The organism is Glutamicibacter uratoxydans (assembly GCF_006539925.1).
GTDB classification, from domain to species: Bacteria; Actinomycetota; Actinomycetes; order Actinomycetales; family Micrococcaceae; genus Glutamicibacter; species Glutamicibacter uratoxydans.
Window position 1 is genome coordinate 140,971 of record NZ_BJNY01000005.1, and the last position, 24,500, is coordinate 165,470.

At 62.8% G+C, this 24,500-nt stretch carries 20 protein-coding genes; 8 read left to right on the forward strand and 12 right to left on the reverse strand.

Going from position 1 to position 24,500, the window contains the following annotated elements:
• Positions 1-167: 167 nt before the first annotated feature.
• Positions 168-482, forward strand: a complete 315-nt coding sequence (locus AUR04nite_RS05285; RefSeq protein ID WP_141362698.1) for a hypothetical protein — start codon at positions 168-170, stop codon at positions 480-482.
• A 79-nt stretch (positions 483-561) separates the two neighbouring features.
• Positions 562-4,020 (forward strand): TM0106 family RecB-like putative nuclease, encoded by a 3,459-nt coding sequence (locus tag AUR04nite_RS05290; protein ID WP_141362700.1) that lies wholly within the window; start codon positions 562-564, stop codon positions 4,018-4,020.
• Positions 4,021-4,035: 15 nt separating this feature from the next.
• On the opposite strand, the gene AUR04nite_RS05295 is transcribed toward AUR04nite_RS05290, so the two are convergent.
• Positions 4,036-5,292 carry a polysaccharide deacetylase gene (locus tag AUR04nite_RS05295; protein WP_141362702.1) on the reverse strand — a complete coding sequence of 419 codons (1,257 nt, stop codon included), beginning with the start codon at positions 5,290-5,292 and terminating at the stop codon, positions 4,036-4,038.
• Positions 5,293-5,516: 224 nt separating this feature from the next.
• Between AUR04nite_RS05295 and AUR04nite_RS05300 the strand changes: the two genes are divergently transcribed.
• The 3 genes from AUR04nite_RS05300 to AUR04nite_RS05310 are packed head-to-tail and all read left to right on the forward strand — an operon-like array spanning position 5,517 to position 11,005.
• Complete coding sequence (locus AUR04nite_RS05300; RefSeq protein WP_141362704.1) at positions 5,517-6,977, forward strand: DUF3375 domain-containing protein; 1,461 nt, start codon at positions 5,517-5,519, stop codon at positions 6,975-6,977.
• Positions 6,974-7,675, forward strand: a complete 702-nt coding sequence (locus tag AUR04nite_RS05305) for a DUF4194 domain-containing protein (protein WP_141362706.1) — start codon at positions 6,974-6,976, stop codon at positions 7,673-7,675. Before AUR04nite_RS05300 ends, AUR04nite_RS05305 begins: the two co-directional genes overlap by 4 nt.
• Before the next feature lie 3 nt (positions 7,676-7,678).
• Positions 7,679-11,005 carry an ATP-binding protein gene (locus tag AUR04nite_RS05310; protein ID WP_141362709.1) on the forward strand — a complete coding sequence of 1,109 codons (3,327 nt, stop codon included), beginning with the start codon at positions 7,679-7,681 and terminating at the stop codon, positions 11,003-11,005.
• A gap of 81 nt (positions 11,006-11,086) precedes the next feature.
• On the opposite strand, the gene AUR04nite_RS05315 is transcribed toward AUR04nite_RS05310, so the two are convergent.
• The gene (locus AUR04nite_RS05315; RefSeq protein WP_141362711.1) at positions 11,087-11,431 is read right to left on the reverse strand and encodes a DUF6176 family protein; all 345 of its coding nucleotides are present in this window, start codon (positions 11,429-11,431) and stop codon (positions 11,087-11,089) included.
• 174 nt (positions 11,432-11,605) lie between these two features.
• Between AUR04nite_RS05315 and AUR04nite_RS05320 the strand changes: the two genes are divergently transcribed.
• On the forward strand, positions 11,606-12,061 hold the full coding sequence (locus AUR04nite_RS05320) for a DUF805 domain-containing protein (protein ID WP_141362713.1): 456 nt from the start codon (positions 11,606-11,608) through the stop codon (positions 12,059-12,061).
• Positions 12,062-12,136: 75 nt separating this feature from the next.
• Here AUR04nite_RS05320 and AUR04nite_RS05325 read toward each other — a convergent pair whose 3' ends face one another.
• The 4 genes from AUR04nite_RS05325 to AUR04nite_RS05340 form a co-directional block, all read right to left on the reverse strand.
• Entirely contained in the window at positions 12,137-14,647 is a 2,511-nt protein-coding gene (locus tag AUR04nite_RS05325) for an ABC transporter permease (RefSeq protein ID WP_141362715.1), read from the reverse strand.
• A gap of 3 nt (positions 14,648-14,650) precedes the next feature.
• On the reverse strand, positions 14,651-15,400 hold the full coding sequence (locus AUR04nite_RS05330; RefSeq protein ID WP_141362717.1) for an ABC transporter ATP-binding protein: 750 nt from the start codon (positions 15,398-15,400) through the stop codon (positions 14,651-14,653).
• Between the two features lie 126 nt (positions 15,401-15,526).
• Positions 15,527-16,441, reverse strand: coding sequence for a cation diffusion facilitator family transporter (locus AUR04nite_RS05335; protein ID WP_141362719.1), 915 nt, complete (start codon positions 16,439-16,441; stop codon positions 15,527-15,529).
• 4 nt (positions 16,442-16,445) lie between these two features.
• The gene (locus tag AUR04nite_RS05340; RefSeq protein WP_141362721.1) at positions 16,446-16,817 is read right to left on the reverse strand and encodes an ArsR/SmtB family transcription factor; all 372 of its coding nucleotides are present in this window, start codon (positions 16,815-16,817) and stop codon (positions 16,446-16,448) included.
• Positions 16,818-16,897: 80 nt separating this feature from the next.
• On the opposite strand from AUR04nite_RS05340, the gene AUR04nite_RS05345 reads away from it, so the two are divergent.
• Positions 16,898-17,494: a DNA-3-methyladenine glycosylase I gene (locus tag AUR04nite_RS05345; RefSeq protein WP_141362723.1), complete on the forward strand. Its 597-nt coding sequence runs from the start codon at positions 16,898-16,900 to the stop codon at positions 17,492-17,494.
• 298 nt (positions 17,495-17,792) lie between these two features.
• On the opposite strand, the gene AUR04nite_RS05350 is transcribed toward AUR04nite_RS05345, so the two are convergent.
• From AUR04nite_RS05350 to AUR04nite_RS05360, 3 genes are all read right to left on the reverse strand, one after another.
• On the reverse strand, positions 17,793-18,665 hold the full coding sequence (locus tag AUR04nite_RS05350) for a siderophore-interacting protein (RefSeq protein WP_307723222.1): 873 nt from the start codon (positions 18,663-18,665) through the stop codon (positions 17,793-17,795).
• Positions 18,666-18,728: 63 nt separating this feature from the next.
• The gene (locus AUR04nite_RS05355) at positions 18,729-19,196 is read right to left on the reverse strand and encodes an acyl-CoA thioesterase (protein ID WP_141362725.1); all 468 of its coding nucleotides are present in this window, start codon (positions 19,194-19,196) and stop codon (positions 18,729-18,731) included.
• A gap of 2 nt (positions 19,197-19,198) precedes the next feature.
• Positions 19,199-20,281, reverse strand: coding sequence for an App1 family protein (locus AUR04nite_RS05360; RefSeq protein ID WP_141362727.1), 1,083 nt, complete (start codon positions 20,279-20,281; stop codon positions 19,199-19,201).
• 97 nt (positions 20,282-20,378) lie between these two features.
• Between AUR04nite_RS05360 and AUR04nite_RS05365 the strand changes: the two genes are divergently transcribed.
• Positions 20,379-20,813 carry a pyridoxamine 5'-phosphate oxidase family protein gene (locus tag AUR04nite_RS05365; RefSeq protein ID WP_141362729.1) on the forward strand — a complete coding sequence of 145 codons (435 nt, stop codon included), beginning with the start codon at positions 20,379-20,381 and terminating at the stop codon, positions 20,811-20,813.
• Between the two features lie 75 nt (positions 20,814-20,888).
• Here the strand turns inward: AUR04nite_RS05365 and AUR04nite_RS05370 are convergent, their stop codons facing one another.
• Genes AUR04nite_RS05370 through AUR04nite_RS05380 form a run of 3 tightly spaced genes read right to left on the reverse strand, consistent with a single transcriptional unit; the run spans position 20,889 to position 24,422 of the window.
• A complete protein-coding gene (locus AUR04nite_RS05370) occupies positions 20,889-21,746 on the reverse strand; it encodes a 3-hydroxyacyl-CoA dehydrogenase family protein (RefSeq protein ID WP_141362731.1) in 858 nt (285 codons plus the stop codon).
• Positions 21,747-21,778: 32 nt separating this feature from the next.
• Positions 21,779-23,221 carry an aldehyde dehydrogenase family protein gene (locus tag AUR04nite_RS05375; RefSeq protein WP_141362733.1) on the reverse strand — a complete coding sequence of 481 codons (1,443 nt, stop codon included), beginning with the start codon at positions 23,219-23,221 and terminating at the stop codon, positions 21,779-21,781.
• A gap of 25 nt (positions 23,222-23,246) precedes the next feature.
• Positions 23,247-24,422, reverse strand: a complete 1,176-nt coding sequence (locus AUR04nite_RS05380; protein WP_141362736.1) for an acyl-CoA dehydrogenase family protein — start codon at positions 24,420-24,422, stop codon at positions 23,247-23,249.
• Positions 24,423-24,500 lie beyond the last annotated feature (78 nt).

A 24,500-nucleotide genomic window follows, 5' to 3' on the forward strand; every position in this document is an offset into this window, starting at 1 on the left:
AACTCCTGCCCGGGCCTTAGTTACTGACTGCTCTTCTTTGTATTCTTCCAAAGCCGCTTCCGGTTCCGTTCCGCGCCACCGGGCTTTGCACGCTTTCTAGGAATTGTCACAGTATCCAGGCCTACGATGAGAGCAAGAAATACAACACATCACTGTGGAGGTCCCCTGTGTCCCGTTTAAGTTCAACCGCCGTAGCAGCCACCGGATTGATCGGCGGCTTTGCCACCGGACAGGCAACCAAGAAGCGCCCGCTGGCAGGCGTGGTCTTGGCGGCCGCTGGTGCAGGAGCATTCATGCTGTGGAAGAAGGATGCAGGCACCGGCAAGGCCATTGCTTTGACTTCCGCCTACCTCGGCGGTTTTGGCGCATCGCATCCTTTCGCTAAGAAGATCGGCGCGTGGCCTGCAGTCAACACCGTCACCGCAGGAGTGGCAGTGCTGTCGCTGATCTTGGGCGGCAAGAAGAAGTCCAAGGACGCCTAGGAGTTTTATTCTCCGCTTTGTCGGGGCCGGGTGCTACGTTGACTAGGTCAGGACCAGTCAGCGAAAGGCACCGGGCCCCGTGTTCTTTTTAAACGATCATTTCGTCTTCTCGGCCAGCGATCTTTCGATCGCTGTTGAATGCCAGTACCAATCCCTGTTTATTCTGGATGTCCGTTTGGGCCGCCGGCAGAAGCCAGAGAATGTTGTCGACGAAATGCTCGCCCGCACCGCCGAGCTCGGAGACATCCACGAACACAACGTTCTGGCTGAACTGATCAAGACCTACGGCGAGTATGATCCGGCCACCGGCACCGGCGTCAAGCAATTCCATGACCGCCCGCAGATGAACGAAGCGGCGCTGCGGGCCGCCCATGATCAGACCATCGCCACGCTGCGCAGCGGCGCGGACGTCATTTTCCAGGCAACGTTCTTTGACGGCAGCTTCGTCGGCTTCGCCGATTTCCTGGTCAGGCAGGACGACGGTTCCTGGGCCGTGTGGGATACGAAGCTCGCACGCCATGCAAGGGTCAGCGCGCTGCTGCAGGTCGCCGCCTATGCCGACCAGATGATGGCCGAAGGCATCCGCGTACACCCGACGACCACGCTGGTTCTGGGCGACGGCACCCATTCCGAGCACCGGATCGACGAAATCCTGCCGGTCTACCGTGCACAGCGCAAGCTGTTTTTGTCCATGGTTTCTGAGCACCAGCGCTCCGGGCAGCCGGTGGCCTGGGACTCTGATGTTCTGCGGTTGTGCGGGCGCTGCGAACTGTGCGCCCTGCAGGTAGAGGAAACCCGGGATGTCCTCATGGTGGCGGGCATGTCCATGGTGCAGCGGGAGAAGCTGCGCCGCGAGGGAGTCTTCACCATCGACCAGCTGGCCGCGCTGGAGGCAAAGGACGGCACTGCGCTGGCTCGCAGCATCGACCAGGCGCGCATGCAGCTGGGCCTGGGCAAGGTCGACGGCAAGGTGCACGACGTGTCCTACCGGGTGAAGGATTCGCAGACCATCTCGCTGCTGCCGGCCCCAGACCAAGGGGATATCTTCTTTGATTTCGAAGGCGACCCGCTCTACCAAGAACCCGTCGACGGGTCATGGGGCTTGGAATATCTTTTCGGCGTCATTGAACATGACACCGGCGAACCGGTCTTCCGCCCGTTCTGGGCCCACAGCCGCGCCGGCGAGCGCCAGGCATTCCTCGATTTCATCGCCTATGTGCAGGAACGCCGCGCGCGCTTCCCGCAGATGAAGATCTACCACTATGCGGCCTATGAGAAGAGCGCGCTGCGCAGGCTGTCCCAGGTGCACATTGCCGGCGAGGACGAGGTGGATCAGTGGCTGCGCGAGAACCTGCTGGTCGACCTGTATGAGACGGTGCGCAACTCCCTGGTGGTCTCTACCCGCTCCTACTCTATTAAGAAGCTTGAGCCCCTCTATATGGGCGAGCACCTGCGTTCGGGAGACGTCACCGATGCCGGCGCTTCGGTGGTCGCCTATGCCCACTACATGCAGGCAGTCGCCGCAGGCGATGCCCCGCTGGCAGAGCAGGTGTTGAAGTCCATTGCCGACTACAACGAGTACGACTGCCTCTCCACCTTGCGCCTGCGCGACTGGCTGCTGTCATTGCCCAACGTGCAGCCGCGGACCCTGCCGGACATGCCGCCCGAACAGCAGCCGGACAACGCCTATGAACCGAGCGCCGAGGAAGTGCGGCTGCAGGACTATCTTGCGGCGCTGCCAGCTGGCGTCGCACTGAGCGATGACGACAAGGCCATTGCCATGGTCGCCGCCGCCACCGGCTACAACCGCCGGGAAAAGAAGCAGTTCTGGTGGGAGCACTTCGACCGCTTGAGCGCGCCCATGGAGGACTGGTCGGAAGTGCGCGGGGTCTTCTCCGTATCCTCTGCCGAGGTCCTTGAAGACTGGCACAAGGCGACCGAGCGGGCTAGGACGTTCACCAGGATCACCAAGCTGTACGGCACGCTCGCCGAAGGCTCCCTCTACTCCCCCGGCGCCGCGGTCTTCGCCATGTTCGCGGCCCCGCTGCCCGAGGGCATGGAAACCGACGATGCAGCCCTGCGCGGCGGCGCCTTCAACGCCACCATTGTGGAACTGGGCGAGGGCTGCGTCAGCATTGCCGAAAAGTCCAGCGGCAAGATCCCGCCTTATGGGTCCTTCCCTGTGGCGCTGACTCCGGACAAGCCAATCCCCACCAAGAGCATCGACGACGCCCTGGCGGAGGTTGCCCAGCAGGTCGGATCCATGGTGCCGCGACTGCCGGCCAGCGCAGGCATCGACATCCTGCGCCGAATCCCGCCGCGGCTGAAAACACTCCCGGCACCGGCCGAACCGCAGCAGGCCAACGGGGATCTACAGGTGTATCCGGCGGTGGTGCAGACCCTCAAGGATCTGGATAATTCATATCTTGCGGTGCAGGGCCCTCCGGGCACCGGCAAAACCTATGTGGCCTCCCATGTGATCCGCGAGCTGATCGAACACGGTTGGAAAATCGGCGTGGTCGCCCAGTCCCACGCGGTGGTTGAAAACGTTTTGAACAAGGCAATCGCTGCCGGCGTGGATCCAGAACTGGTGGCCAAGGAGGTCAAGCACAAGAACCCGGTGCCGTGGCTGGGCCGGGACAAAGATGCCGTCTCGCAGCTGCTGGGCTCTTCCGGTGGCGCCTTGATCGGAGGCACCGCATGGACCTTGACCGGCTCCACCGTGCCGGCAGGCAGCCTGGACCTGCTGGTCATCGACGAAGCCGGGCAGTTCTCGCTGGCCAATACGCTGGCGGTCTCCCGCGCCGCCCGCAACCTGCTGCTGCTCGGCGACCCGCAGCAGCTGCCTCAGGTCACCCAGGGTTCGCACCCTCAGCCCATTGACGAGTCGGCGCTGGGCTGGCTGTCCCACGGGCTGCCGGTGCTGCCCCGCGAGCTGGGCTATTTCCTGGGCACGTCATGGCGGATGCACCCTGCACTGTGCGCCAAGGTGTCAGCCTTGAGCTACGACCACCAGCTGTTCTCCGCGGACGCCGCCGGTACCAGGTCTCTGGAGCAGAGTACGCCGGGTGTTGAAACCAGCTTTGTGGAGCACCGGGGCAATACCGTCAGCAGCGTCGAAGAAGCCCATGAAGTGGTTCGCCTGGTCCGCGCGCATCTTGGAACCCTGTGGCATCCGGGAGGCGGCGCCGAGCCGCGCTCCCTGCGGCAGGAGGATGTGCTGGTGGTCGCTGCCTACAACGCACAGGTGAACCTGGTCCGCGAAGTGCTGCAGGAGCAGGGCTTGGAGGAGGTCAAGGTCGGCACCGTGGACAAGTTCCAGGGGCAGGAGGCTCCGCTGGTGCTGGTGACCATGGCCTGCTCCAGCGCCGCCGATGCCTCGCGCGGCATCGACTTCCTGCTCAACCGCAACCGCATCAATGTGGCGATCTCCCGCGGCCAGTGGAAGGCGATGATCGTGCGCAGCGAGCGGCTGACCGACTTCCTGCCTTCCAGCCCTGCCGTGCTCTCGCAGCTCGGAGCGTTCATGGCGCTCTAGGGCGGCCGGCACCGCCTAGCGGGCTGGGTCGATGACCTTGTCTACATCGAAGAACTCGGACAGCACCGGGCGGTCGCCGCGCTTCTCCTTGGCGAACTGCAGTCCGTCGACATTGATGCGCATCTGGCGCTGGTAGTCGTCGGTCTGCTGCATCCATGCGTGGGTGGTGCCGTCAACGCCGTAGAAGTACTTGAAGCCCTGGTCCAGCAGGAACTTGTACTTGGCTCCGGAATAGTGCCCGACCCGCGCAATGTCCGATCCGAAGGGGTAGATGAACTGGTCGGTTTTGCCGACGATCGGTTCGACTTCCTTCTTCCACAGCTTCATGTCGCTCTTGAAGCGCTTCATGTCCACCGTTCCGGTGGAGATGTGGCCCCAGGAGTGCGAGGCGAAGACCCAGCCTTCTTCCTTCATCGCGTCGGCCACCTTGGTGGCGGCCGCCTGGTCCTTCTTCAGGTTCTTGTTCTCCGGGTACTGGCTGGCAGAGGTCCGGTAGCCGAATTCACCGTTGTACCCGGTCATCGCCAGCAGGCCGCGCGCGCCGCGGTAGGAGAAGTCCGGGTGCTCGTCGATGAAGTCGTCCACCATGGTGCTCACGTCATAGGCTCCGACATGCTTCTTGCCGGAGGCGTCGGTGTATTCGTTGCGGACCTTGCCGTCCTTGTCCACGATCAGCCGGGTCGCGAAGCCGTCGCCCTTCATGTATTCGTAGTAGCTGACGTCGTCCACCGAGAGCACCAGCGGCTTTTTGTCCTTGGGCAGCATGATCTTGCGGTATTCCATGTCGCCCTTTTTATTGGGGCGGGCGAAGTCTGTGGGGTTGACCAGGATGTAGCCGCGGGCATAGAGCGAATCGAGGATCTTCGCGAATTCCTTCTGCGTGACCATGTAGTCCTTGTACCCCTGGGCTTGGGCGTCGGAGTCGAAGGCCCTGTCGGTGTCGATGACCAGCGAGTGGAAGAACAGGTGCGGGATCTGCGCCGGCTCGTCCCAGGCCTTCAGCTGGGCCTTTTCATCTTCCAGCCCGGAGACCATCTTGTTCAGCGCTTCGCTCTGATCCGACTTGGCCAGCTTGATGGCGGCGTCGTAGTCGAAGCCGTCGGCAAGCCTGTTGATCTCGTCCTTGACCTTGTCGACACGGGCTTGTTCCTTCGCCGAGGCCTGGGCCGCCGCAGAGCTTTCAGCCGCCGCGTCGGGGTTGGCTTGCTCACTACTGCATCCGGCCAGCGCAAGAACCAGCAGCGACGCCGCTGCCAACCGTGTGAACCTCATGTCCCGGGACCTCCGTGTGAGTTTTGGCGAATTTCCGCCTAAAAATGGTGTGGTCACTGTGTTGTTTAGACACTACACAGTTGCCCATGGCGGGCACACCCAACACGGCGAAAGATGCAGAACCTATACCGAACTGACACTTGCCGTGGAGTATTCACACATTTTTCGCCTAGCGCGATGATCTAGAATTGCTTAGTTAGGCGTCACGAAGATCAAGGAAACGAATGCAGCCCTCGCACCGCGCGAATAGCCTGTGGATCCAGTCCCAGCAGTTCAGAAGCTCGGCAGCGTACCGGCTGATCACCTCGCAGCCCTGGGCCGTGGGATTCATCCGCGCAGAATTCACCGCAGACCGCCCGCGCATCGCCTTGGAATTGTTCCATGCTTCCCTTGATTCATTTCTGAAATCCGCACGCCAAAGCGACGAGCAGATCCCTGCCAGCTATGCGGCGCAGGATGTCGCCGAATCATGGGTCAAGCAAGGCATCCTGGCACGCCCGCTGATCGACGGGCGGTTCGTCTATGAACCCAGCGCCCAGACCCTGCGGACCCTTCGCTTCCTTGCCGACTTCTCCACCGACGACTCCCACCTGAACTCTTCGCGCCTGAATACCCTGCTCTCCTCGCTGGAGTCGCTGGCCCACGAAACCGACCCGGATCCGCAGGCGCGCATCAGGGCACTTGAATCCCAGATTGCGCTGCGCCAGGCGCAGATCGACCAGCTGCGTTCCGGCGATGACCCGGATGTGCTCTCGCGGACCACTGCGCTGTCTGCCACCCGCTCGGTGCTGGACCTGGCCGCCAGCCTGCCTGCCGATTTCCGCCGCATGCGCGACGGCGTCCAGGACATGCTCCATTCGCTGCGCGAAGGAATCCTCGATGCTTCCACCGCCAAGGGCGTGGCAGTGGGCCAGGTGCTGGAGGCCGACCGCCAGCTGCGCTCCACCGCAGAAGGCGAGACCTTCCGCGGCTTCACCGAATTCCTCAACTCCCCCGATGCCCAGCAGCGCTTCCGCGCGGCGCTGGCCGAGGTGCTTGAACGCGAGTTCGTGGATGACCTTGAGCTGCCCGAGCGGCAGATCCTGACCAACCTACTGCGCGAGCTGCGCCGTCAGGCGGCCGAAGTGCACGCCTCCTACGGCAAGCTTTCCGAATCCCTGCACGCCTTCGTCCAGTCCGACGACTACAAGCAGGCCGAGCTGCTGCGAAAGGCAGTGCGCGAAGCGGAAGCCGCGATCAGCAAGTCGGCGGCGCTCAAGGCCCGCAACGGCGTCGCTCCCATGCAGCTGTTCGCCCCGCAGTTCATTACCCTTTCAGGCCTGGGCATCTACGACCCCTCCGAGCATGTTGCTCCCCCGCCGCTGGCCCAGGCGCCGGAGTTCAGCCCCGAAGACATTGTGCGCACCCCGAGCACCCCGGAGGCGGACCTGCCGGCGCTGCGCGAGTCGATTGCCAGCCGCGTGCGCGCCGCAGGGAAGAAGTCCGTGCCGCTGGCAGAAGTCTTCAACTCATTGGAGGCCGAAGACCAGCACCTGAACACCATCCGCGCGCTGGTTGAAATCGGGCGCACCAACGGCGAGCCGCTGGATGAGACCGACGTGATCAGCGTCCAGTTCAGGCAGCTGGACGGCTCAACCCGCACCGCCTACCTCCCCGCCCTCAGCTTTACCAAGGAGCCGCTATGACCCCCACCGATTCATATGCCGCGCCGATCACCGAGCCGTTGTTCGAGGGTGATACCGGCAGCTTCCCGCTGGCCCTGCGCCAGCTGGTCGTCAGGCTACTGCGCGGCCCCTACCTGGACGGCTCCACGGATGCCGCGGCCTGGCAGCTGCTGCTGGATTCGCAGCCCACGGTCACCAGGTACTTCTCCGAAATCTTCCTGGCGCTGAGCCTGGACATGGACCGCAAGATCGCGATGCTGACCCCGGTGCAGATTGACCAGCCGCATACCGCTCCGATTGCCCCGCGCCGCGCGCTCAAGCGCGATGAAACGCTATTGGCGCTGCGCCTGCGGCTGCTGCTGGAGCAGCACTCGGGCACCGGCACGGACGCGGTGATCTCCCGCGCCGGCATGCACGACGTGCTCGCCGAGCACCGCGCGGCCGGCGACCGCGACGACAAGCGATTTGCCGAATCCTGCGATGCCGCCATTGCCCGGCTGAACTCGCTGCGGCTGCTGACCAACACCGAACTGGCCGACGAGTTCAGGATCTCCCCGGCGCTGGCCATGGCCCTGCCGATCTCCTCCATCCAGGACATCCCCCGCTATATCGCGGCCATCGACGCGAACCAGAGCGTGCTCTCGCTTTCCGAGGCCCAGGCCGAGGAGCTTGAAAAGGCCGAAAACGGCGAATCAACCGAAGAACTAGTGCAGGAGTAGCCAATGAGCATTGAGATGACGCTCCCGCTCGGCGGCGAGATCAACCCGGGCCAGCACCGCCTCTCGCGCGTGCAGCTGGTCAACTGGGGCACCTTCCACGGGCTGCACGACCTGGGCATCGACCGTGACGGCACCCTGGTCACCGGCCACCCGGGCGTGGGCAAGTCGACCCTGTTCGACGCCATGGGCCACGTGTTCTTCGCCAGCCCGCGCCTGAACGAGTCCGCCAACGACGCGGCCACCCGCGAAGACCGCCGCACCACCTATTCCTATATGCGCGGGCGCAAGTTCAAGACCAGCTCCGGCACCGTGTACCAGCGCCCCGGGGCCACCTGGAGCGCCGTGCTGCTCAGCTACGACGACGGCCTGGGCAACACCGTCAGCGCCGGCGCCGTCTTCGACCTGCCGGATGCAGGCCTGGAGGGCCAGGTCTCGAAGCACTACCTGTTGTGCGAAGGCAAGCTGGACATCGTGGACTTGGAAAACCACGGCCCGCGCCGGTTCACCGTCTCCTCGCTGTCCAAGGCCCTGGCGCCCACCGAGGCCTTCGACACCCACAAGGCGTTCATCGAGCGCCTGCGCCGCCGCCTTGGCGTGGAAAGCGACAAGGCCTTCGCACTGCTGCGCACCCTGCAGAACGGCAAGGGCCTGGCCAAGGGCGTGAACCAGTTCTTCCGCCACGAGGTGCTGGAAGAGCCTGCCACGCTCAAGGCCGCCGCCGCCGCGGTGGAGGACTTCGCCCACCTGCGCGGCATCTACCGCCAGCTGGACACTGCCCGGGCGCAGCGCGATGTGCTGGCCGAGGTTCCGCAGCAGGATTCTGCCTACCGCAAGCTGGCGGAGCAGATCAGCGAAACGTCCGAGCTGCTGGAAAGCGAGCTGGGCTCCCTCGAATCCCAGGTCCGCCAGCTGGTGCTGGGCAACGACCTGGCGGCGCACCGGATCAAGCTGGCCGAATTGGAAGCCGAAGAGCAGGAGCTTGCCGCCCGCAAGGGCAAGTTGGATGACCAGCTGCAGTCCTTGGAAGCGGCTCATGACTCGGCCGGCTCCGCTTCGCTGATGCTGCTGGAGCGGGAGGCGGATGCCGCCCGCCGTGCGCTGAGCGAGAAGGAACAGGTGCTGCGCGCCCTGGCCGAGCAGGCTTCCGAGGCGGGTCTGAACTTCGAGTTCACCTCCACCGGGCTCGACGAGCTGCGCGCCAATGCCGCCCGCACCCTGCAGCAGCTGGAGTCGATCACCAAGGATGCGCAGACCGTGGAATACGAGGCCATGGCCTCGCTGGTCAACCTGCGCAAGCGCGCCGAAACCCTGGCCGAGCAGATCCGCTCCTACCAGCGCCGCGGCACGAACATCGACGACCGCTCGGTGGCGGCCCGCCGCACCATCGCCTCGGCCTGCTCGCTGCGCGAAGAGCAGCTGCCCTTCGCCGGCGAACTCATGGATGTGTCGGCCGAATGCGCCATGTGGCGCCTGGCGGCGGAGAAGTCGCTGCACTCGCTGGCCCGCACCATCTTGGTGCCCGGCGAATTCCTGAACCAGGTCACCCATGCCATCGACAAGCTCGACGGGCTGGGCCGGGTGCGCTGGGCAGATATTTCGCTGGCTCCCAAGCTTGCCGAGGCAGGCCCTGCGGACCTGGTCACCAAGCTCGACTTCGCCCAGGGCGAGGCGGGTTCCTGGCTCAAGGCAAAGATCACCGCGGACTACCCGCTGGTCTGCGTTGAGAACGACGCGGCCATGCACATCCATGCCAAGGCGATCACCCCGGCCGGCACCATCAAGACCGGCGCCGGCAGCTTTGAGCGCGATACCCGCACCCTGCCTGCCTCCGAATACCTGCTGGGCTTCACCAACGAGGCAAAGATCAGCGAACTGCAATCCAAGGCCGCGCGGCTTGATGAGAAGGTCGCCGAGGCGCAGAAGGCCGCCGATGACCGCAGCGGCGCCAAGAACAAGGTACTGGCCAAGGCTCAGTTGCTTGAGGCGCTGGTTGCCGACGAACGCAGCTACGCCCAGCTCGACGCCTCCGGCGCACTGGAAGCGCTGCGCCGCAGCGAACAGAAGCTGGGCGACGCGCTGGCGCTCTCCGGCGACTCCTCCAAGGTCCGCTCCCAGATCGAAGCCGCCAAGGCGGAGTCCGAACAGTTAGTTGGCTCCCTGGCCCTGGTGCGCTCGGCCCTGCAGGATCTCAAGCTCAAGGTGGAGCGCGCGGAGAAGATCCTTTCCGCTGGCGAGCCTGCCGCCGAAGGCTGGGTGGAACTGGTGCCGCAGGCGCTGCGCAGCCACCAGCTGCTCGGTCCGATTCTCGACGAGGTGGCCTCCGGCCTATGCCCAAGCTCCGAGCAGATCTCCGCGGCCTTCGCCGAGGTGAAGCTGCAGCTGGGCAGCCAGCTGAGCTCGCTGAACAGCCAGCGCCAGGAAATCGGCGGGGCGCTGAGCGAGACCTTCCGCCGCTTCGCCCGCGAATTCGGCGGCTCCCACGCCCAGACCCACGGCACTTCGCCTGAGGCGGCCGGGCACTACGCCCAGCTGCATGACCAGATCGTTGCCGACGGCCTGCCGCATCATGAGGCGCAGTTCCGCGAATACTTCGCCAACCGTTCCTATGAACGCTTCAGCGACCTGCTGCAGCTGCTGGATGAAGAACGCCGCATGATCTCCGAGCGCATCAAGCCGCTGAACCAGATCCTTGCCGAAGTCACCTTCGAACACGGATCCATTCTGCGCCTTGAGGTGGCGAACTCGATCCCCGTGGAGGCGGCGAACTTCCGCAAGGAGCTGAAGAACGCCCTGCAGGATGCGTACACCACCAAGGACGAACAGTCCCTGGCTACCTCCTACCAGGCGTTGGAATCGCTGGTCACCGCGCTGAGCGACAGCGCCTTGACCGCATGGCGTTCCACGGTGCTTGATGTGCGCCAGCACGTGGTCATCACCTGCAACGAGCACAAGCCCAACGGCGAGGTGGAGACCGGGCTGGAACCTGGCACGCTCTCCGGCGGCGAAGGACAGCGCTTCACCTCATTCATCATGGGCGCTGCCCTGGCCTACCAGCTGGGCTTCGCCACCGCAGGATTCACGTCCTTCGGCACCGTCATGATCGATGAGGCGTTCATCCAGGCAAACTCCGAGTATGCCGCCGCCGGTATCCGCGCCTTGCAGGAGTTCGGATTCCACCTGGTGCTGGCGGCTCCCGAGGACAAGATTGATTTGAGCCGCCATCTTGGCTCGATCACCGACATCATCAAGCATCCGGGATCCAACATTTCCGGGTTCGTCACCACCGGCCGTTCCCCGGCGATGGCCACCACCATCACGCTGCGCGGCTAAGTTCCGGTACACAGTACAAGGGCCGGCGGCAGTCCTTTGAGGCTGCCGCCGGCCCGTTGCCGTTGTCGTTCACTGTGGAATCTAGTGCATCTGGGCGGTGATCCGCTCAGGAATCATGCTGACCCGCTGTGTAAGCACCTGCGGAGTGAAGTCCGGATCAATGCAGGCCTTCCAGTATTTCAAGTGTGCTTCATCGATCCAATGAGTCGAATCCTGCACCTCGATGCCGCCTTCTCCCTGGATGCTGTACCAGTACAGGTAGTCGACGCCGTCGAGGGTTTCGCTGAAGATCGTTTCCACAAACATCTTTTCGCCTTCAAGGGTCTCTAGGACCGCCGGCATATTCGAGTTGAGGAAGTCCATCCACTCGTTGACCTGGTCGGTGGCACCGGGCAGGACCCTGAATCTCATCATCTCGATCTGCATGTGCCAATGCTACCGCGCACCTGAAAGCTGCCTGCCGGAAGCGGCAATGTGACACCTGATCCGGGCTGTAGTTGCAGCAATTGCCGAGAGCTTGTCTAATGCTGTTTCAGGCATTGTCACCGGGCGAAGGAGCATGATGAGAAGCGCTGGTTCTTCACCGGGCTCAGGCTCCCGTTGAGGGACAATCTGGATCTCCCTTGCTATGGCGCATCGTTTGGACGAGCCGTCAAACGCTATGTACTCAAGTTCGGATTCTTTGAGGGCCGTGCGAGCCGCAGCGAATACTGGTGGGTCGCGCTGCTCAATGCAGTTATCTACATCTTGTGTTTTGCGATGATGGCTGTTGGGGGTCTGAACCTGTTTGATCGCAGCTCCATAGGTGTGCCCGATGCATCGGCGCCGTGGCTATTGATGGTGCTCGCCTACTATCTGCTGACGTTCTTTCCCAATTGGTCGCTGGCTACACGGCGATTGCATGACATCAACGCCGACGAGTCGCAGTTAAGCAGCGGCTTTCCTGGTTATTCGCTGTTGGGAATGATGTCATTGGCCCGCAAACCTTCGGATCCTGCCGGCGCCCGTTATGACAGCGAGTGGGTCAAGAAAGCATCGAAATCCGAAGAACACTAGCAGAGCAAAAAAACTAGGCGCCCGGGAGATTGGAATCCAATCTCCCGGGCGCCTAGTGGGCTGGTGCCGTTGCGGCTACTCCGCTGCCAGTCCTTCAACCGGCGAGAGCTTCGAGGCACGGCGTCCCGGAGTGATCGATGCGATCAGGGCTGCCACGATGCTCACCACCAGCACGATGGCCAGCTGCAGCCACGGAATGTCATAGGACATGTCGCCCATGCCGGACAGCGTTGCCTGGGCGCCGAGCAGGCCGTAGGCCACGCCGAGGACGAGTCCCAGCAGGGCCGCGACGCCGCCGATCAGTACAGCCTCCTGGGCCAGCATGGCGCGCAGCTGCTTCTTCTTCAGGCCCAGCGCCCGCAGCAGCGAGTTCTCGCGGGTGCGTTCAAGCACCGAGAGGCTGAGCGTATTGGCCACGCCGATCAGTGCGATCAGCACCGCGACTGCCAGCAGCGCAGAAACGATGGTCAGCAGCACGTCGATGATCTGGGAGAACATGGCGTTCTGCACCACGCCGCCGTCGACCATGTAGCGTTCCACGCCGGCCGTTTCAACGATCTGGTCAACGAGCTTGCCGATCGCTGCAGAATCCAGCTTCGGATCCACCTTGACCAGCACGCCCATGAAGCCGCTGTTGGCGTCCACGGTCTTGAGGGTCTTCAGGGTGTCGAAGGTGACGATGTCGGTGTAGAGCGAGGCCTTGGATTCCTTGACCTTCAGCGTTTCCCCGCCCAAGGTCATGGTCTTGGTTCCCGGCTTGAGGTATCCGCTGACCATGACGACCTCGCCGTCAGCGGGGACGATGCTCGGATCCAGGGCGACCTTCTCAAAGCCCTGGGGATCCACTGCCATCAGCTGCAGCCCGGCATCTTCGGAGCTACCCGGGTCATCTATCACTGCGGTCGCCGAGCGGAAGGTGGTGCTCTGTTCAACGCCCTGGATGTTTGAGATCTCCTTGGCCAGCTTCTCAGTCTTGGCCGGATCCGCTTTCTGGTCGAAGAGCGAAACAGTGACATCCACCGGGTATTCGCCGGCAATGCTGTTGTTCAGCGTGGCCTTGGCGGTCTGGCCGCCGACCATGATCATGGAGACCAGGGTGACGCCAATCAGCAGCGCGGTAGCGGTGGCGGTGGTGCGGCCAGGGTTGCGCACGGCGTTCAGCGCCGCCAGCTTGCCTGCCACCGAGCGTCCGGCAACCAGCTTGCCGATGCCGTAGACGCTGGACGGGACGAACAGCGAGGCGAGCATCAGGATGCCCGGGAAGGAGAACAGGCCGCCGACAAATGCGATCGGCAGTTCGCCCTTGTACGCTCCATAGCCGAGCAGTGCGGCACCCCCCAAGGTGAGCAGCAGGCCGAAGATGATGCGCAGCTTGCCGGCGCGGTTCTTCACGCTGGCGGAGTCGAAGGGGCGCAGCGCCGCGAGCGGCGCAAGCTTCATGGCGCGGCGGGCCGGCAGGCTCGCGGCGATTACCGTCATCAGGATGCCCACGATCACCGGAATCACCAGTCCAATTGGGGACAGTGCCAGCGTTGCATAGGACATGGACGGAACGTAGATGTGCAGCAGCTTGATCAAGCCTGCCATCAGGCCCACCGCCAGTGCCACGCCTGCCACCGAGGCAAGGATGCCGATCAGCAGCGCTTCGATGAGCACCGAGCTGCGGATCTGCTTGCGCTTGGCGCCCAGGGTGCGCAGCAGCGCCAGTTCACGGGTGCGCTGGGCAATGACGACGTTGAAGGTGTTGACGACCACCAGGCCGGTGACGACCAGTGCAATCAGGGCGAAGACCAGCAGGACCATGGTGAGCTGGTCGGAGCCGTCGGTCAGCGCCGCGACGTCCTTGATGACCTTTTCATCGGCGGTCAGCACCGAAATGTTCTTCAGCTTCTGGTCGGTGAAGTAGGTCTTGAGCTCGTTCTGCACCGCGTCGATGTTGCCGCTGGCATTCACGACGATGCTCGACGGGACGAAATCCTTGCCAGCGAACTTGGTCCAGGCCCCTTCCTGCATGCCCAGCAGCGCATATCCGGAGATCTGCGGGTCGGTGGAAGAGCGCTGGAGGCCGACGACCGTGTAGTTCTTCGCCGCCGTGTCCTGGCTGTTCAGCGAGATGGTGTCGCCGACGGAGACGTTCATGTCCTTGGCATGGGAATCGTCGATCAGCACTTCGTTGGCGCGCAGCGGAGCGCGGCCTTCGACCAGCTCCATGCCGCCGAGGTTCTGCTCGGCAGAGACAGGGGAGGTCAAAACCGTATACCCGTTGTCTGCAGTATGCACTTCGCCTGCAGAGTAGGCGATGGCATAGGCGGTGGAGACCCCGTTGAGCTTGCGGACGTCGTCGAGGTTCGACATGCTCAGGTCTTTGGATTCTTCGCCTTCGCTGGAAGCCATGCTCCAGTCGGGGAAGGCCACCAGGTCCGCGTTCTTATATGAATCGCCCAGCGAGTTCTTCAAGGTGGCTCGGGTGGAGGTGTTCACCGCCAGGGTGGCGGCGAGGAATGCGGTGCCGATGGCGACCGCAAGGATGACGGCGATATAGCGCCGTGCGTACGTCTTGATATTGGCGAGGGCTACGTGCAGCATGGACTACTCCGCAAGCGAGGCCAGCGCCTCGGTGACTGAGGCGACGGTTGGCTCTTCGATGCTGCCCACCAGCTGGCCGTCCTTCATCAGCAGCACGGTGTCTGCGTAGGAAGCGGCCGCCGGGTCGTGGGTCACCATGATGATGGTCTGGCCCATCTCGCGGGTGGAGGTGCGCATCAGCGAAAGCACCTCGGCGCCGGTGCGGGAGTCGAGGTTGCCGGTGGGCTCATCGCCGAAGACCACCTCGGGGCGGGTGAGCAGTGCACGGGCCACCGCAACGCGCTGCTGCTGGCCGCCGGAGAGCTCGTGCGGCTTGTGGTTCAGGCGGTCGCGCAGGCCAAGTGCCTCGATGACGGTGTTGAACCAGTCGCGGTCGTGGCGCTTGCCGGCCAGCGACAGCGGCAGCAGGATGTTGTCCTTGGCGTTGATGGTCGGCACCAGGTTGAATGACTGGAAGACGAAGCCGATCTGTTCGCGGCGCATCATGGTCAGCTCGTCGTCGTTCATGCTCATCAGGTCCTTGCCGCCGATCATGATCTGGCCGGCGTCAGCCGTGTCCAGTCCTGCCAGGCAGTGCATGAGGGTGGATTTGCCGGACCCGGAGGGTCCCATGATGGCGGTGAAGCGGGAACGGGCAAAGGCAACGTCTACTGAACGCAGTGCCTGAACTCGGGTGCTGTCATGTCCATAGCTTTTGGTCAGGCCTCGGGCGGAGACCGCGTAGTCGGTGAGTGGCAGAGTTTCAGATGTCATGTTTCAAGACTATAAAAAGCCTAGGCAGCACCGTATCGGCCGACAGACCGGTCTTAAATGCAGCTGGCTCATACCCAGGTATGAGCCAGCTGTCAGTCCGCTAGGAGCACCGTTCCGGGCCCCAGCTCAGCACTGCGTATTCAATTCGCTGCTGCGGTGGGATTCGGGCTCGATCTGGAACGTCGAATGCTCGATGCTGACCTCGAAGTGCGCCGCCACGCACTGCTGCAGGTTGCGCAGCAGTCCCCCGGCAGCATCAGCGTCGAACATGTCATCCTTGACCACAATATGGGCGGTGAGCACCGGAAGGTTGGAGGCGATCTGGCTGGCATGCAGGTCGTGGACGGCGATCACCCCGTGCTGGCCTTCCAGGTGGCTGCGCACCGCGTTCAAATCCAGGCCGCGCGGGGTGGATTCGAGCAGGATGTGCGTGGTTTCCTTCAGCAGGGACAGTGCGCGCGGCACGATCAGCGCGCTGATCAGCAGCGCCGCGATGGAGTCCGCCCGCATCCAGCCGGTGTAGGTGATGACCAGGGCGGCGACAATCACCGCCACGGATCCCAGGGCGTCGTTGACGACTTCAAGGAATGCGGCGCGCATGTTCAAGTTGTTGTTCTTGCCGCCTGAAATGATCCACATGGATGCCACGTTGCCCAGCAGGCCGACGATGCCGAAGATCAGCAGGCCGGTGGGCTGCACCTCGGGCGGTTCGAAGAGGCGCTGCACCGCGTCGATGGCCGCATAGATTCCCACGGCAAGCAGCAGGGCCGACTGCAGGGTTGCCGAGAGCACCTCGGCACGGCGGAAGCCCCAGGTGCGCTTGACCGTAGGCTTGCGCATGATCAGGTTCGCCGCGGTCAGCGCCAGCAACAGTCCCGCGGTGTCGGTGAGCATGTGCGCGGCATCCACCAGCAGCGCCAGCGAGTTGGTGGCAATGGCGCCAATGATTTCGGCGACCAAGATGCTCGCGGTGATGGCGAAGGCCCAGGCCAGGCGCGTGCGGTTGTTGTCCGCGTGGTCGTGTGAATGGTTGTGTCCCATTGGATCACTTCTCTGCTTCTGCGTGCGGGTGCTGTTCGTTCCAGTGGTGGGCGGTGATTCCCGGCCGGCTCAACTCGCCCGCCTTGGACAGCACCTGCTCCAGCTGGGGTGAATCGTTCAGCGAATACATGCTGGCCCTGCCCTGGGTTCTGACGCTGACCAGTTCACTGTCGCGCAGGCAGGCCAGGTGTGCACTGACAGTGCTCTGGGCCAGGCCCAGATGCTCGGTCAGGTCTTTGACCTTATGCTCCCCAATTTTCAGGTGCTCCAGGATCTGCAGGCGGGTTGGGTCCGCGAGGGCATGGAAAAGCGCAGCCAGCTGGTTCCGCTGTTGTGCATCCAAGCCTTCATCGACTTTCGACTCTATCATCGTCATATAACGATGATAGATCTTCTTGCCGCGGAATGACAGTCCTAGTGACCCACCAGACTGTCCAAGGATGCGAAGATGAAAACATGAGTGAAGATCTGATCATCGGCGAGGACGGCTTGGCCCGGCCATTATGGGCGTCAAGCAACAGCATGCTGCGCGAGTACTACGACAGCGAATGGGGCATGCCGATCACCGATGAATCAGGACTTTTTGAACGCCTAAGCCTCGAATGCTTCCAGTCCGGGCTCTCTTGGGCGATCATCCTCTCCAAGCGCGAGGCGTTCCGCCGTGCCTTCGAAGGCTTCGATCCGGAGAAGGTGGCACTGTTCTCCGAATCCGATTTCCAGCGCCTGGTCGAGGACCCCTCGATCGTGCGCAACAAGCTCAAGATCCGGGCCACCATTGCCAACGCCCAGGCAACCCTGGCGCTGCGCGACGAGGGCGGACTTGCCGACTTCATCTGGTCCTTCAAGCCGGCGCAGACGCCGAAGCCCGCGACGATGGCCCAGATTCCCACCCAGAGCGAAGAATCCAAGCAGCTTGCCAAGGGGCTGAAGAATCGGGGCTTCAAGTTCGTGGGGCCGACCACCATGTACGCACTCATGGAAGCCGTGGGAATGGTTGATACGCACCTGCTTGGATCTCACCGCAGGGGCAGCTCCGGAATCTGGCTGGACTAGAACCAGCACAAAGAAAATGAGGCTTGTCGGGGTGTGCAATCCCGATAAGCCTCATTTTCGCGATTCGGTCAACTGAGCAGGTCAACCGATTCCCTATTTCCCTTTTGATCGGACAAGCCGACCAGCTAAGCCGGGGTGAGCATCCCCCGCCTCGCCGTGAACCAGCCGATTCTCATCGGGCAAGTTTTGCGCTTCTCCCGACCACACACGGGAGAAGCTCTGCACTAAGCATACCTCACCACTACGCAATAAGGTCAATACCTAGATGCCAATTTAATTTAAATTAACTTAGGTTCACTTAACTTCTTTGTGCCGGCTCTTCGTCAAAGATGCGCCCAATTGGGCTGCGCTTCTCGGCCTGGAAGTCATCCTCGGCACGCCCGTAAGCCCAGTAGGCAGACAGCGACATATCGCGGCGGTCCACTCCCCGTTCGTTGTAGAAGTAGCCGCGCAGGCTCTTCATGACCTCGCGCTCACCGTGGGCAAAAACCTGGGCGCGGCCCTCGGGCCAAGGGACCTCGCGCACAGCGTTTTCCAGAACTGTATTCTGCGGGTCGAACGCAGCACCGCGATGCACCCAGATCACTTCCACGCCATCCGGCGCACCCAAATCCATCTCATCTTGCTCATCCGATACCTCGATCAGCACCGCGCCGCGCATGCTGGCATCCATGGACTCCACCGCCGCGCTGATTGCTGGAATAGCGGTTTCATCGCCGCACAGAATATGAAAATCGAACTCGTCCCTAGGGAAGTACAGCCCGCCGGGGCCCGCGAAACATACGGATTCTCCCACTTGGGCGTTCTGTGCCCATGGGCCAGCCAACCCCTGGTCGCCATGCACGACGAAATCAACATCGATGGTCTGCGCCACCGGATCACTGGAGCGCACGGTGTAGGTTCGGCGCACCGGCAGGTCTTCCATCGGCAGCTGCTCGCGCAGCGCCTCCATGTCATAGGGAGGGGTGAGGCCGAGTTCAGGCTTGGCGAACATGATCTTGATGTAGCGGTCAGTCACCGCCTTGTCGACGAAATTTTCAAACCCTGGGCCTCCCAGGGTCAGGCGGACCAAATGCGGTGCAATCTGCACCCGCTTCATGACCTGAAGTACCGTCTGCGGACGGGCCGCACGAGATCCCGCCGAAGCAGGTGCAGATTGAGGGTTGGCCACCAGAATACTTCCTATCTGAATAAGATTAGATAGATCAATCCTATTTCACGAAAGCCCTGCTGACTATTTGGCGAAGGTAGGTTCACCTTCATAAGCCGCGAGCCCCTCGCGCTCGGCAGGACTCAGCCTCTGGACCCTTCCATTGCTCGGGTCGAAATAAGCCAAAGTGGTTGACGCTTTAACGCAGAGGAAATCCTCCACGGGATCGCGGAACTCGTAGCAGATGTCGAAGCTTGCCGGCTTGATATTTGCCACCCACAAATCAACATTCACCGGCACATTGCGATATTCCAACGGGCGGGAATACCGCACGCGGTGCTCAACCACCAGAATCTGGACTCCGGCAGGAACAGCAGAAAAGATATCCGCCTTGGGGCTCAATCCCGGCGCCCCGGTGCCTCCGGGCACACCGAAGCCCGCGATGCGCGCTTCTTCCATGAGCCTAATGAGATTCACGTTGTTGACATGGCCATACGCATCCATGTCGCCCCATCGCATTGGCACCTGCACCCGCAGCGGACTAGCACTCATTTTTAATTCTCCTCGAAAAGTTCTTCATCGACGCTCACCAACCCCAGCCGGGTCAGCCCCTCCAAAATTCTTGCACCATCAGGCTCATACACCCACGGAATGCCCGGTGTAGTGCGCCACAGCTCCTGCGAGCGGCCGCCAGCGAGCACCGCCTCGGAAGGGGTGAGCTGGCGGATGACGATGGCCCGCACGTGCTCCGGAAAGCGCCGGGCAAATTCGGCGTAGATGGTTGGGTCATGCTGGCCGTCGTCGCCAATGAGCACCCAGGAGATATTCGGAAATTCCTGGGCCAGGCGGCGCAGCTGGTCGACCTTGTGCTGCTGCCCGCTGCGGAACCAGGCCCTGTCAGTTGGCCCCCAGTCGGTGAGCAGCAGCGGCCCCTTGGGATAGAGGTTGCGCGACATGAAGCGCTGCAATGTCTGCGCGACATTCCATGCTCCGGTCGAAAGGTAGATCGTCGGGCTGCTCGGATGCTCGTGGAGGATCCGCTGCATCATCACCGCCATGCCCGGCGTGGCTACCCGGGCATGTTCGGAGAGCACAAAGGAGTTCCACGCCGCCAGCAGGGGGCGAGGCAAAGCCGTGACCACCACGGTGTCATCCACGTCCGAGATGACTCCGAATTTCTGGTGTTCGCTGATCACGAGGATATTGGCCATGGAGTCATCCCCGTTGTGGACGCGCAGTGAAATCTCATGCCATCCGGGGACGAGGTCGACCTTGAGCTTGACGTCGATCACGCCGCCGCGGTCGGCCTGCACCTCGAAGTGCTTTCCGGCCGCTTCGATAAAGACTTTAGTATCCGGCAGGATCGGGGAGATGAAGTTGCGGAATCCGCGAATCCCATCGTCGATTACCTGTGCTTTGTGGTGTCCGTCCTCAAAGGCTCCAGGCTGCGCGAGGACCACGCGGGCGAAAATCCTGACCCAGCCGCCGTCGCTGCTGGCATACCCGTATCCAACATAGGGAAGGATGACAGGCTGCAGTCCCCTGCCCTGCGCATTGCGCGCCCGCCACCGGTGGAAACGGTCTTCCAGCCGGGAGGCAATATGGCGTGCGACCCCATCGCTTGAAGCGTGACTCATGAGCCCAGTCTTTCATGAGTTGGCTAGTACGGGACGGCAAAACTTCTTGTGTCCTTTAAGCCTTGCAGTTTTCTACTATTCGTAGAAAACTGTTCATATGGAATACACACACGGTCCCAACCAGCCAGTTCTCGTCCTGAGCGAAGAGCAGTCGTGGCAGTTGCTTTCCCACACCTCGCACGGTCGCGTAGCCACTGCGGTGGCCGGTGAGATTGATATCGTTCCCGTGAACTATGGGGTGCACAACAAGAAGCTCTTCCTGCGCACGGCGCCGGGCAACAAGCTTGCCTCGATGGCCATCAACGCAAAGGTCGCCTTCGAGGCAGACGGCATCTTGGCCGATGAAGCATGGTCTGTCGTGGTTCACGGCACCGCAGAACTCCTTGAGAGCGAGGCAGATATCCAGGAAGCCCGTGAAAGCGGAGTCTCCCCGTGGATCCCCACACAGAAGGACTTCTGGGTCCGCATCCACGTCGACTCCATCTCGGGCCGGCATTTTGAGCTCGGCGAACAGCCGGAAGTCGCCGAGTAGCGGCACTAGCATTTTCAGCGACGACAGGCCTGAACCCCGAGCCCGGGGTGCAGGCCTGTTGTCGCAGCCGCTCTGTCAGTTGTAGGGGTAGAAGCCTTCCCCGCTCTTGCGGCCCAGCTTGCCTTCCTTGACCTTCTCAACGATCAACGGGTGCGGCAGATCCGCGTCGTTCCCGGTTTCTGCATAGTTCGCTTGGGCAATGAAGTCCACGACATCCAAGCCCACCATGTCCATCAGCTCGAAGGGCCCCATCGGATGTCCCAGCGCCGTACGCGCGGTGGTGTCGATGTCTACGATGCTTGCAATGCCCGCCTGGGCCAGGTTCAGCGCCTCGCGGTTGATGGCCCCCATCATGCGGTTGGCGATGAACCCGGGAATCTCCTTGTTCACCAACACCGGCTGCTTGTTCAAGCGCTGGGCCACCTCGGTGACAGCTGCAACCGTGGCATCGCTGGTCTGGTCATTGCGCACAATCTCCACGCATTTCATCACGAGCGCTGGATTGAAGAAGTGCATATTGCACACCTGCGCGGGGCGCCCGCTGGCGGCGGCAACCTTGGATGACGGCAGCGTGGAGGAATTGGTGGCAAGGATGGCGTGGGCAGCGGTGATCTTTCCAAGCCGCGCGAAGATCTCCTCCTTGATGTCCAGGCGTTCCACCGCCGCTTCGATCACCAGGTCTGCATCCCGGGCCGCGGCATCCAAATCTGCAGTCTGGCTGAGCAGCCCCAAGGCCTGATCCACAGCGTCCTGGCTCAGCTTGCCCTTGGCGACCCGAGAGGCCGCCCAGCTTTCCAGTTCGGTCCGGGCCGCCGCCAGCGCCGGCTCGGAGATGTCCTGCAGCACCGTGGCGTAGCCGCCCAGCGCACAGCTCATGGCGATCTGGCGGCCCATGGTTCCCGCGCCGATCACGAGGATATTTTCAATTGCCATACTGTTCTCCTTTGGTCCTGCGGATCTGGGGTTCAACCCTTCAGGTACACCGTGGTGGTGTGGGTGTAGAACTCGCGGGCCGCCGCGCCCTGCTCCTTGGGCCCGAAGCCAGAGGCCTTAGCGCCGCCAAAGGGAACGTGCGGATCCGCACCTGCTGACTCTGAATTTACATGCAGAATACCCACATCCAGCTGATTCTGAGCTTCCAAAGCCGCTGACAAGTCCCGGGTGAAGAGCGCAAGGCTCAGCCCAAACTGGGTATCCTGCGCCGCGGCAAAGGCCGCCTCCCGCCCGTCGACCACCGTGACGCACAGGATCGGAGCAAAAAATTCCTCGCGCCAGGCAATGTTGTTCCGGCCTGCCTCTGTCGGGGCAAGCAACAGGATGTGCGGTGCCATGAAGCTTTCCTGCGCAGGCCCCCGGCCCTGGTAGATCAGTTCGGCGCCCTCGGCGAGCGCCTGGGCCAGGGACGCGCGGGCGGCGCCCGCGGCCTTGGCATCCACCAGCGGCCCCATCTGCACCGCTGGATCCAACGGGTCGCCGGTGACCCATGCATCCAGCAGCCCGGTGAGCTTGGCAAGGAACGCATCAGCGATCGACGCATCGAGAATCAGCCGGCTGGTGGCGGTGCACTTTTGCCCGGTGGAGCGGAAGGCGCCGTAGAGCACCTGCTCGCTGGCGAGGTCCAGGTCTGCGTCGGCCAGGACCACCGAGGCGTTCTTGCCGCCCATCTCCGCCTGCACCGGTATGCCCCGGGCTGCGGCCGCGGCGCACAACTGGCGCCCGACGCCGGTGGATCCGGTGAAGCTCAGGCCCGCCAGGTGCTCGTCAGCAAGGAAGCAATCGCCCAGTGCCCCCGGGCCGATGACCAGGTTCACAACGCCTGCTGGAAGCCCCGCGGCGTGCAGGGACTCCACCAGCCTGATGGCAAGCAGCGGCACCAGGCTTGCCGGCTTGAACACCACGGTATTGCCGAAGACCAGGGCCGGGGCAATTTTCCAGGCGGGGATGCCGATGGGGAAATTGAACGGGGTGATCACCCCAACCACGCCCAGCGGCTTGTGGGTGACCAGGATCTGTTCGCCGGCGCGCGGGGACTGGTAGACGGTTCCTGCGGCCCGTTCGGACTCGCCGGCGTAGTAGGCGAGGATCTGCGCGGCCCGCAGCACCTCGCCGATTCCCTCGGCCCTGGTCTTGCCTTCTTCCAAGGCCAGCTCTTCACCGAACTGCTCGGAGTGCTCGCGCAGGTGCTGCGCCGCGGCGAGCAGGTAGCCGCCGCGTTCAGCCATGGGCAGCTTGGCCCATGAAGCCTGCGCGGCGGCGGCCGAGGCGAAGGCCTGCTGGACCTGTTCGGCGGTGGCGGCCTGTCCCCGGGCAATGACCTGCTGTGCGTCGCTGGCTGCGGCGGTGCTGATGCCGGCGCCTTGGCCGTTAGTCCATTGCCCGTTGATGTACTGGCGCAGGGTGGTAGTCATCGTGTCCATTCTCGTCCTCGGCTTCTTAGCGGAAGGCCGGAACGCCAGTGAGCTTGTTGCCCAGGATCAGCGTGTGCACTTCATCGGTGCCCTCGTAGGTGCGCACCGATTCGAGGTTGTTTGCGTGGCGCAGTGGCGAGTAGTCGAGGGTGATGCCGTTGCCGCCGAGGATGGTGCGCGCTTCGCGGCAAATCTCGATCGCTTCGCGGCAATTGTTCAGTTTGCCCACCGAGATCTGGTGCAGGTCCAACGTGCCTGCGTCCTTCATCCGGCCGATGTGCAGCGCCAGCAGGAAGCCCTTGTTGATTTCCAGCGCCATGTCCACCAGCTTCTGCTGGGTCAACTGGTAGCCGGCCAGCGGCTTGTCGAATTGCAGGCGTTCCTGCGAGTACCGCAGCGCGTCTTCGAAGGCATCGCGGGCGGCGCCCATGGCGCCCCAGATAATGCCGTAGCGCGCCTCGTTCAGGCAGGAGAATGGGCCCTTCAGGCCCTTCACGTTCGGGAGCACCGCGGTGCCCGGCAGCCGGACGTCGACGAGCTCGATTTCGCACTGGATAGAAGCGCGCATGGACAGCTTCGGCTCGATCGGAGTGGCTTTGAATCCTGCGGTGGAGGTAGGCACGACGAAGCCGCGGATGCCTTCCTCGGTCTGCGCCCAGATCACTGCCACCTTGGCCACGTTGGCTAGGCCGATCCAACGCTTGGTGCCGTTGAGTACCCAGTCGTCCCCGTCGCGGCGGGCGAAGGTCTTCATGCTGGAAGGATCAGAGCCGGCGGTTGGTTCGGTCAGGCCGAAGCAGCCGATGGCTTCGCCGGCCGCCATCTGCGGCAGCCATTCGAGCTTCTGCTCTTCGGAACCGTGCTTGTAGATGGCGCTCATGGCCAGGGATCCCTGCACGGAGACGAAGGTGCGCAGGCCCGAGTCTCCAGCTTCCAGCTCGGCGCCTGCCAGGCCATATTCCACAGCCGAGCGTCCGGCGCAGCCGTAGCCCTCCAGGTGCATGCCCAGCAGCCCGAGTTTTGCCATTTCCGGAACGATTTCCAGCGGGAACACTGCATTCTCGTACCAGGAGGCGATGTTCGGCTTGATGTTCTCGGTGACGAAGCTGCGCACCCGGGAGCGCAGCGCCAGTTCTTCTTCGCTCAGCAGCGCATCGAAGTTGATCAGGTCTGATGGGTCAAGCACGTGTTCTGCGGTCATGGCAGTCTCCCGTTCTGTGTTCTCTGGTTCTGCGCGGTGTGCGCCTTGATGCGTCACCTGTTGTCTCTTTGTAAAAAA

Bases quoted from the DNA above. Each gene is read 5' to 3' on its own strand.
- AUR04nite_RS05295 (WP_141362702.1), bottom strand. From the start codon at position 5,292: ATGAGGTTCACACGGTTGGCAGCGGCGTCGCTGCTGGTTCTTGCGCTG.
- AUR04nite_RS05300 (WP_141362704.1), top strand. From the start codon at position 5,517: ATGCAGCCCTCGCACCGCGCGAATAGCCTGTGGATCCAGTCCCAGCAG.
- AUR04nite_RS05305 (WP_141362706.1), top strand. From the start codon at position 6,974: ATGACCCCCACCGATTCATATGCCGCGCCGATCACCGAGCCGTTGTTC.
- AUR04nite_RS05310 (WP_141362709.1), top strand. From the start codon at position 7,679: ATGAGCATTGAGATGACGCTCCCGCTCGGCGGCGAGATCAACCCGGGC.
- AUR04nite_RS05315 (WP_141362711.1), bottom strand. From the start codon at position 11,431: ATGCAGATCGAGATGATGAGATTCAGGGTCCTGCCCGGTGCCACCGAC.
- AUR04nite_RS05325 (WP_141362715.1), bottom strand. From the start codon at position 14,647: ATGCTGCACGTAGCCCTCGCCAATATCAAGACGTACGCACGGCGCTAT.
- AUR04nite_RS05330 (WP_141362717.1), bottom strand. From the start codon at position 15,400: ATGACATCTGAAACTCTGCCACTCACCGACTACGCGGTCTCCGCCCGA.
- AUR04nite_RS05335 (WP_141362719.1), bottom strand. From the start codon at position 16,441: ATGGGACACAACCATTCACACGACCACGCGGACAACAACCGCACGCGC.
- AUR04nite_RS05340 (WP_141362721.1), bottom strand. From the start codon at position 16,817: ATGACGATGATAGAGTCGAAAGTCGATGAAGGCTTGGATGCACAACAG.
- AUR04nite_RS05345 (WP_141362723.1), top strand. From the start codon at position 16,898: ATGAGTGAAGATCTGATCATCGGCGAGGACGGCTTGGCCCGGCCATTA.
- AUR04nite_RS05355 (WP_141362725.1), bottom strand. From the start codon at position 19,196: ATGAGTGCTAGTCCGCTGCGGGTGCAGGTGCCAATGCGATGGGGCGAC.
- AUR04nite_RS05360 (WP_141362727.1), bottom strand. From the start codon at position 20,281: ATGAGTCACGCTTCAAGCGATGGGGTCGCACGCCATATTGCCTCCCGG.
- AUR04nite_RS05365 (WP_141362729.1), top strand. From the start codon at position 20,379: ATGGAATACACACACGGTCCCAACCAGCCAGTTCTCGTCCTGAGCGAA.
- AUR04nite_RS05370 (WP_141362731.1), bottom strand. From the start codon at position 21,746: ATGGCAATTGAAAATATCCTCGTGATCGGCGCGGGAACCATGGGCCGC.
- AUR04nite_RS05375 (WP_141362733.1), bottom strand. From the start codon at position 23,221: ATGACTACCACCCTGCGCCAGTACATCAACGGGCAATGGACTAACGGC.
- AUR04nite_RS05380 (WP_141362736.1), bottom strand. From the start codon at position 24,422: ATGACCGCAGAACACGTGCTTGACCCATCAGACCTGATCAACTTCGAT.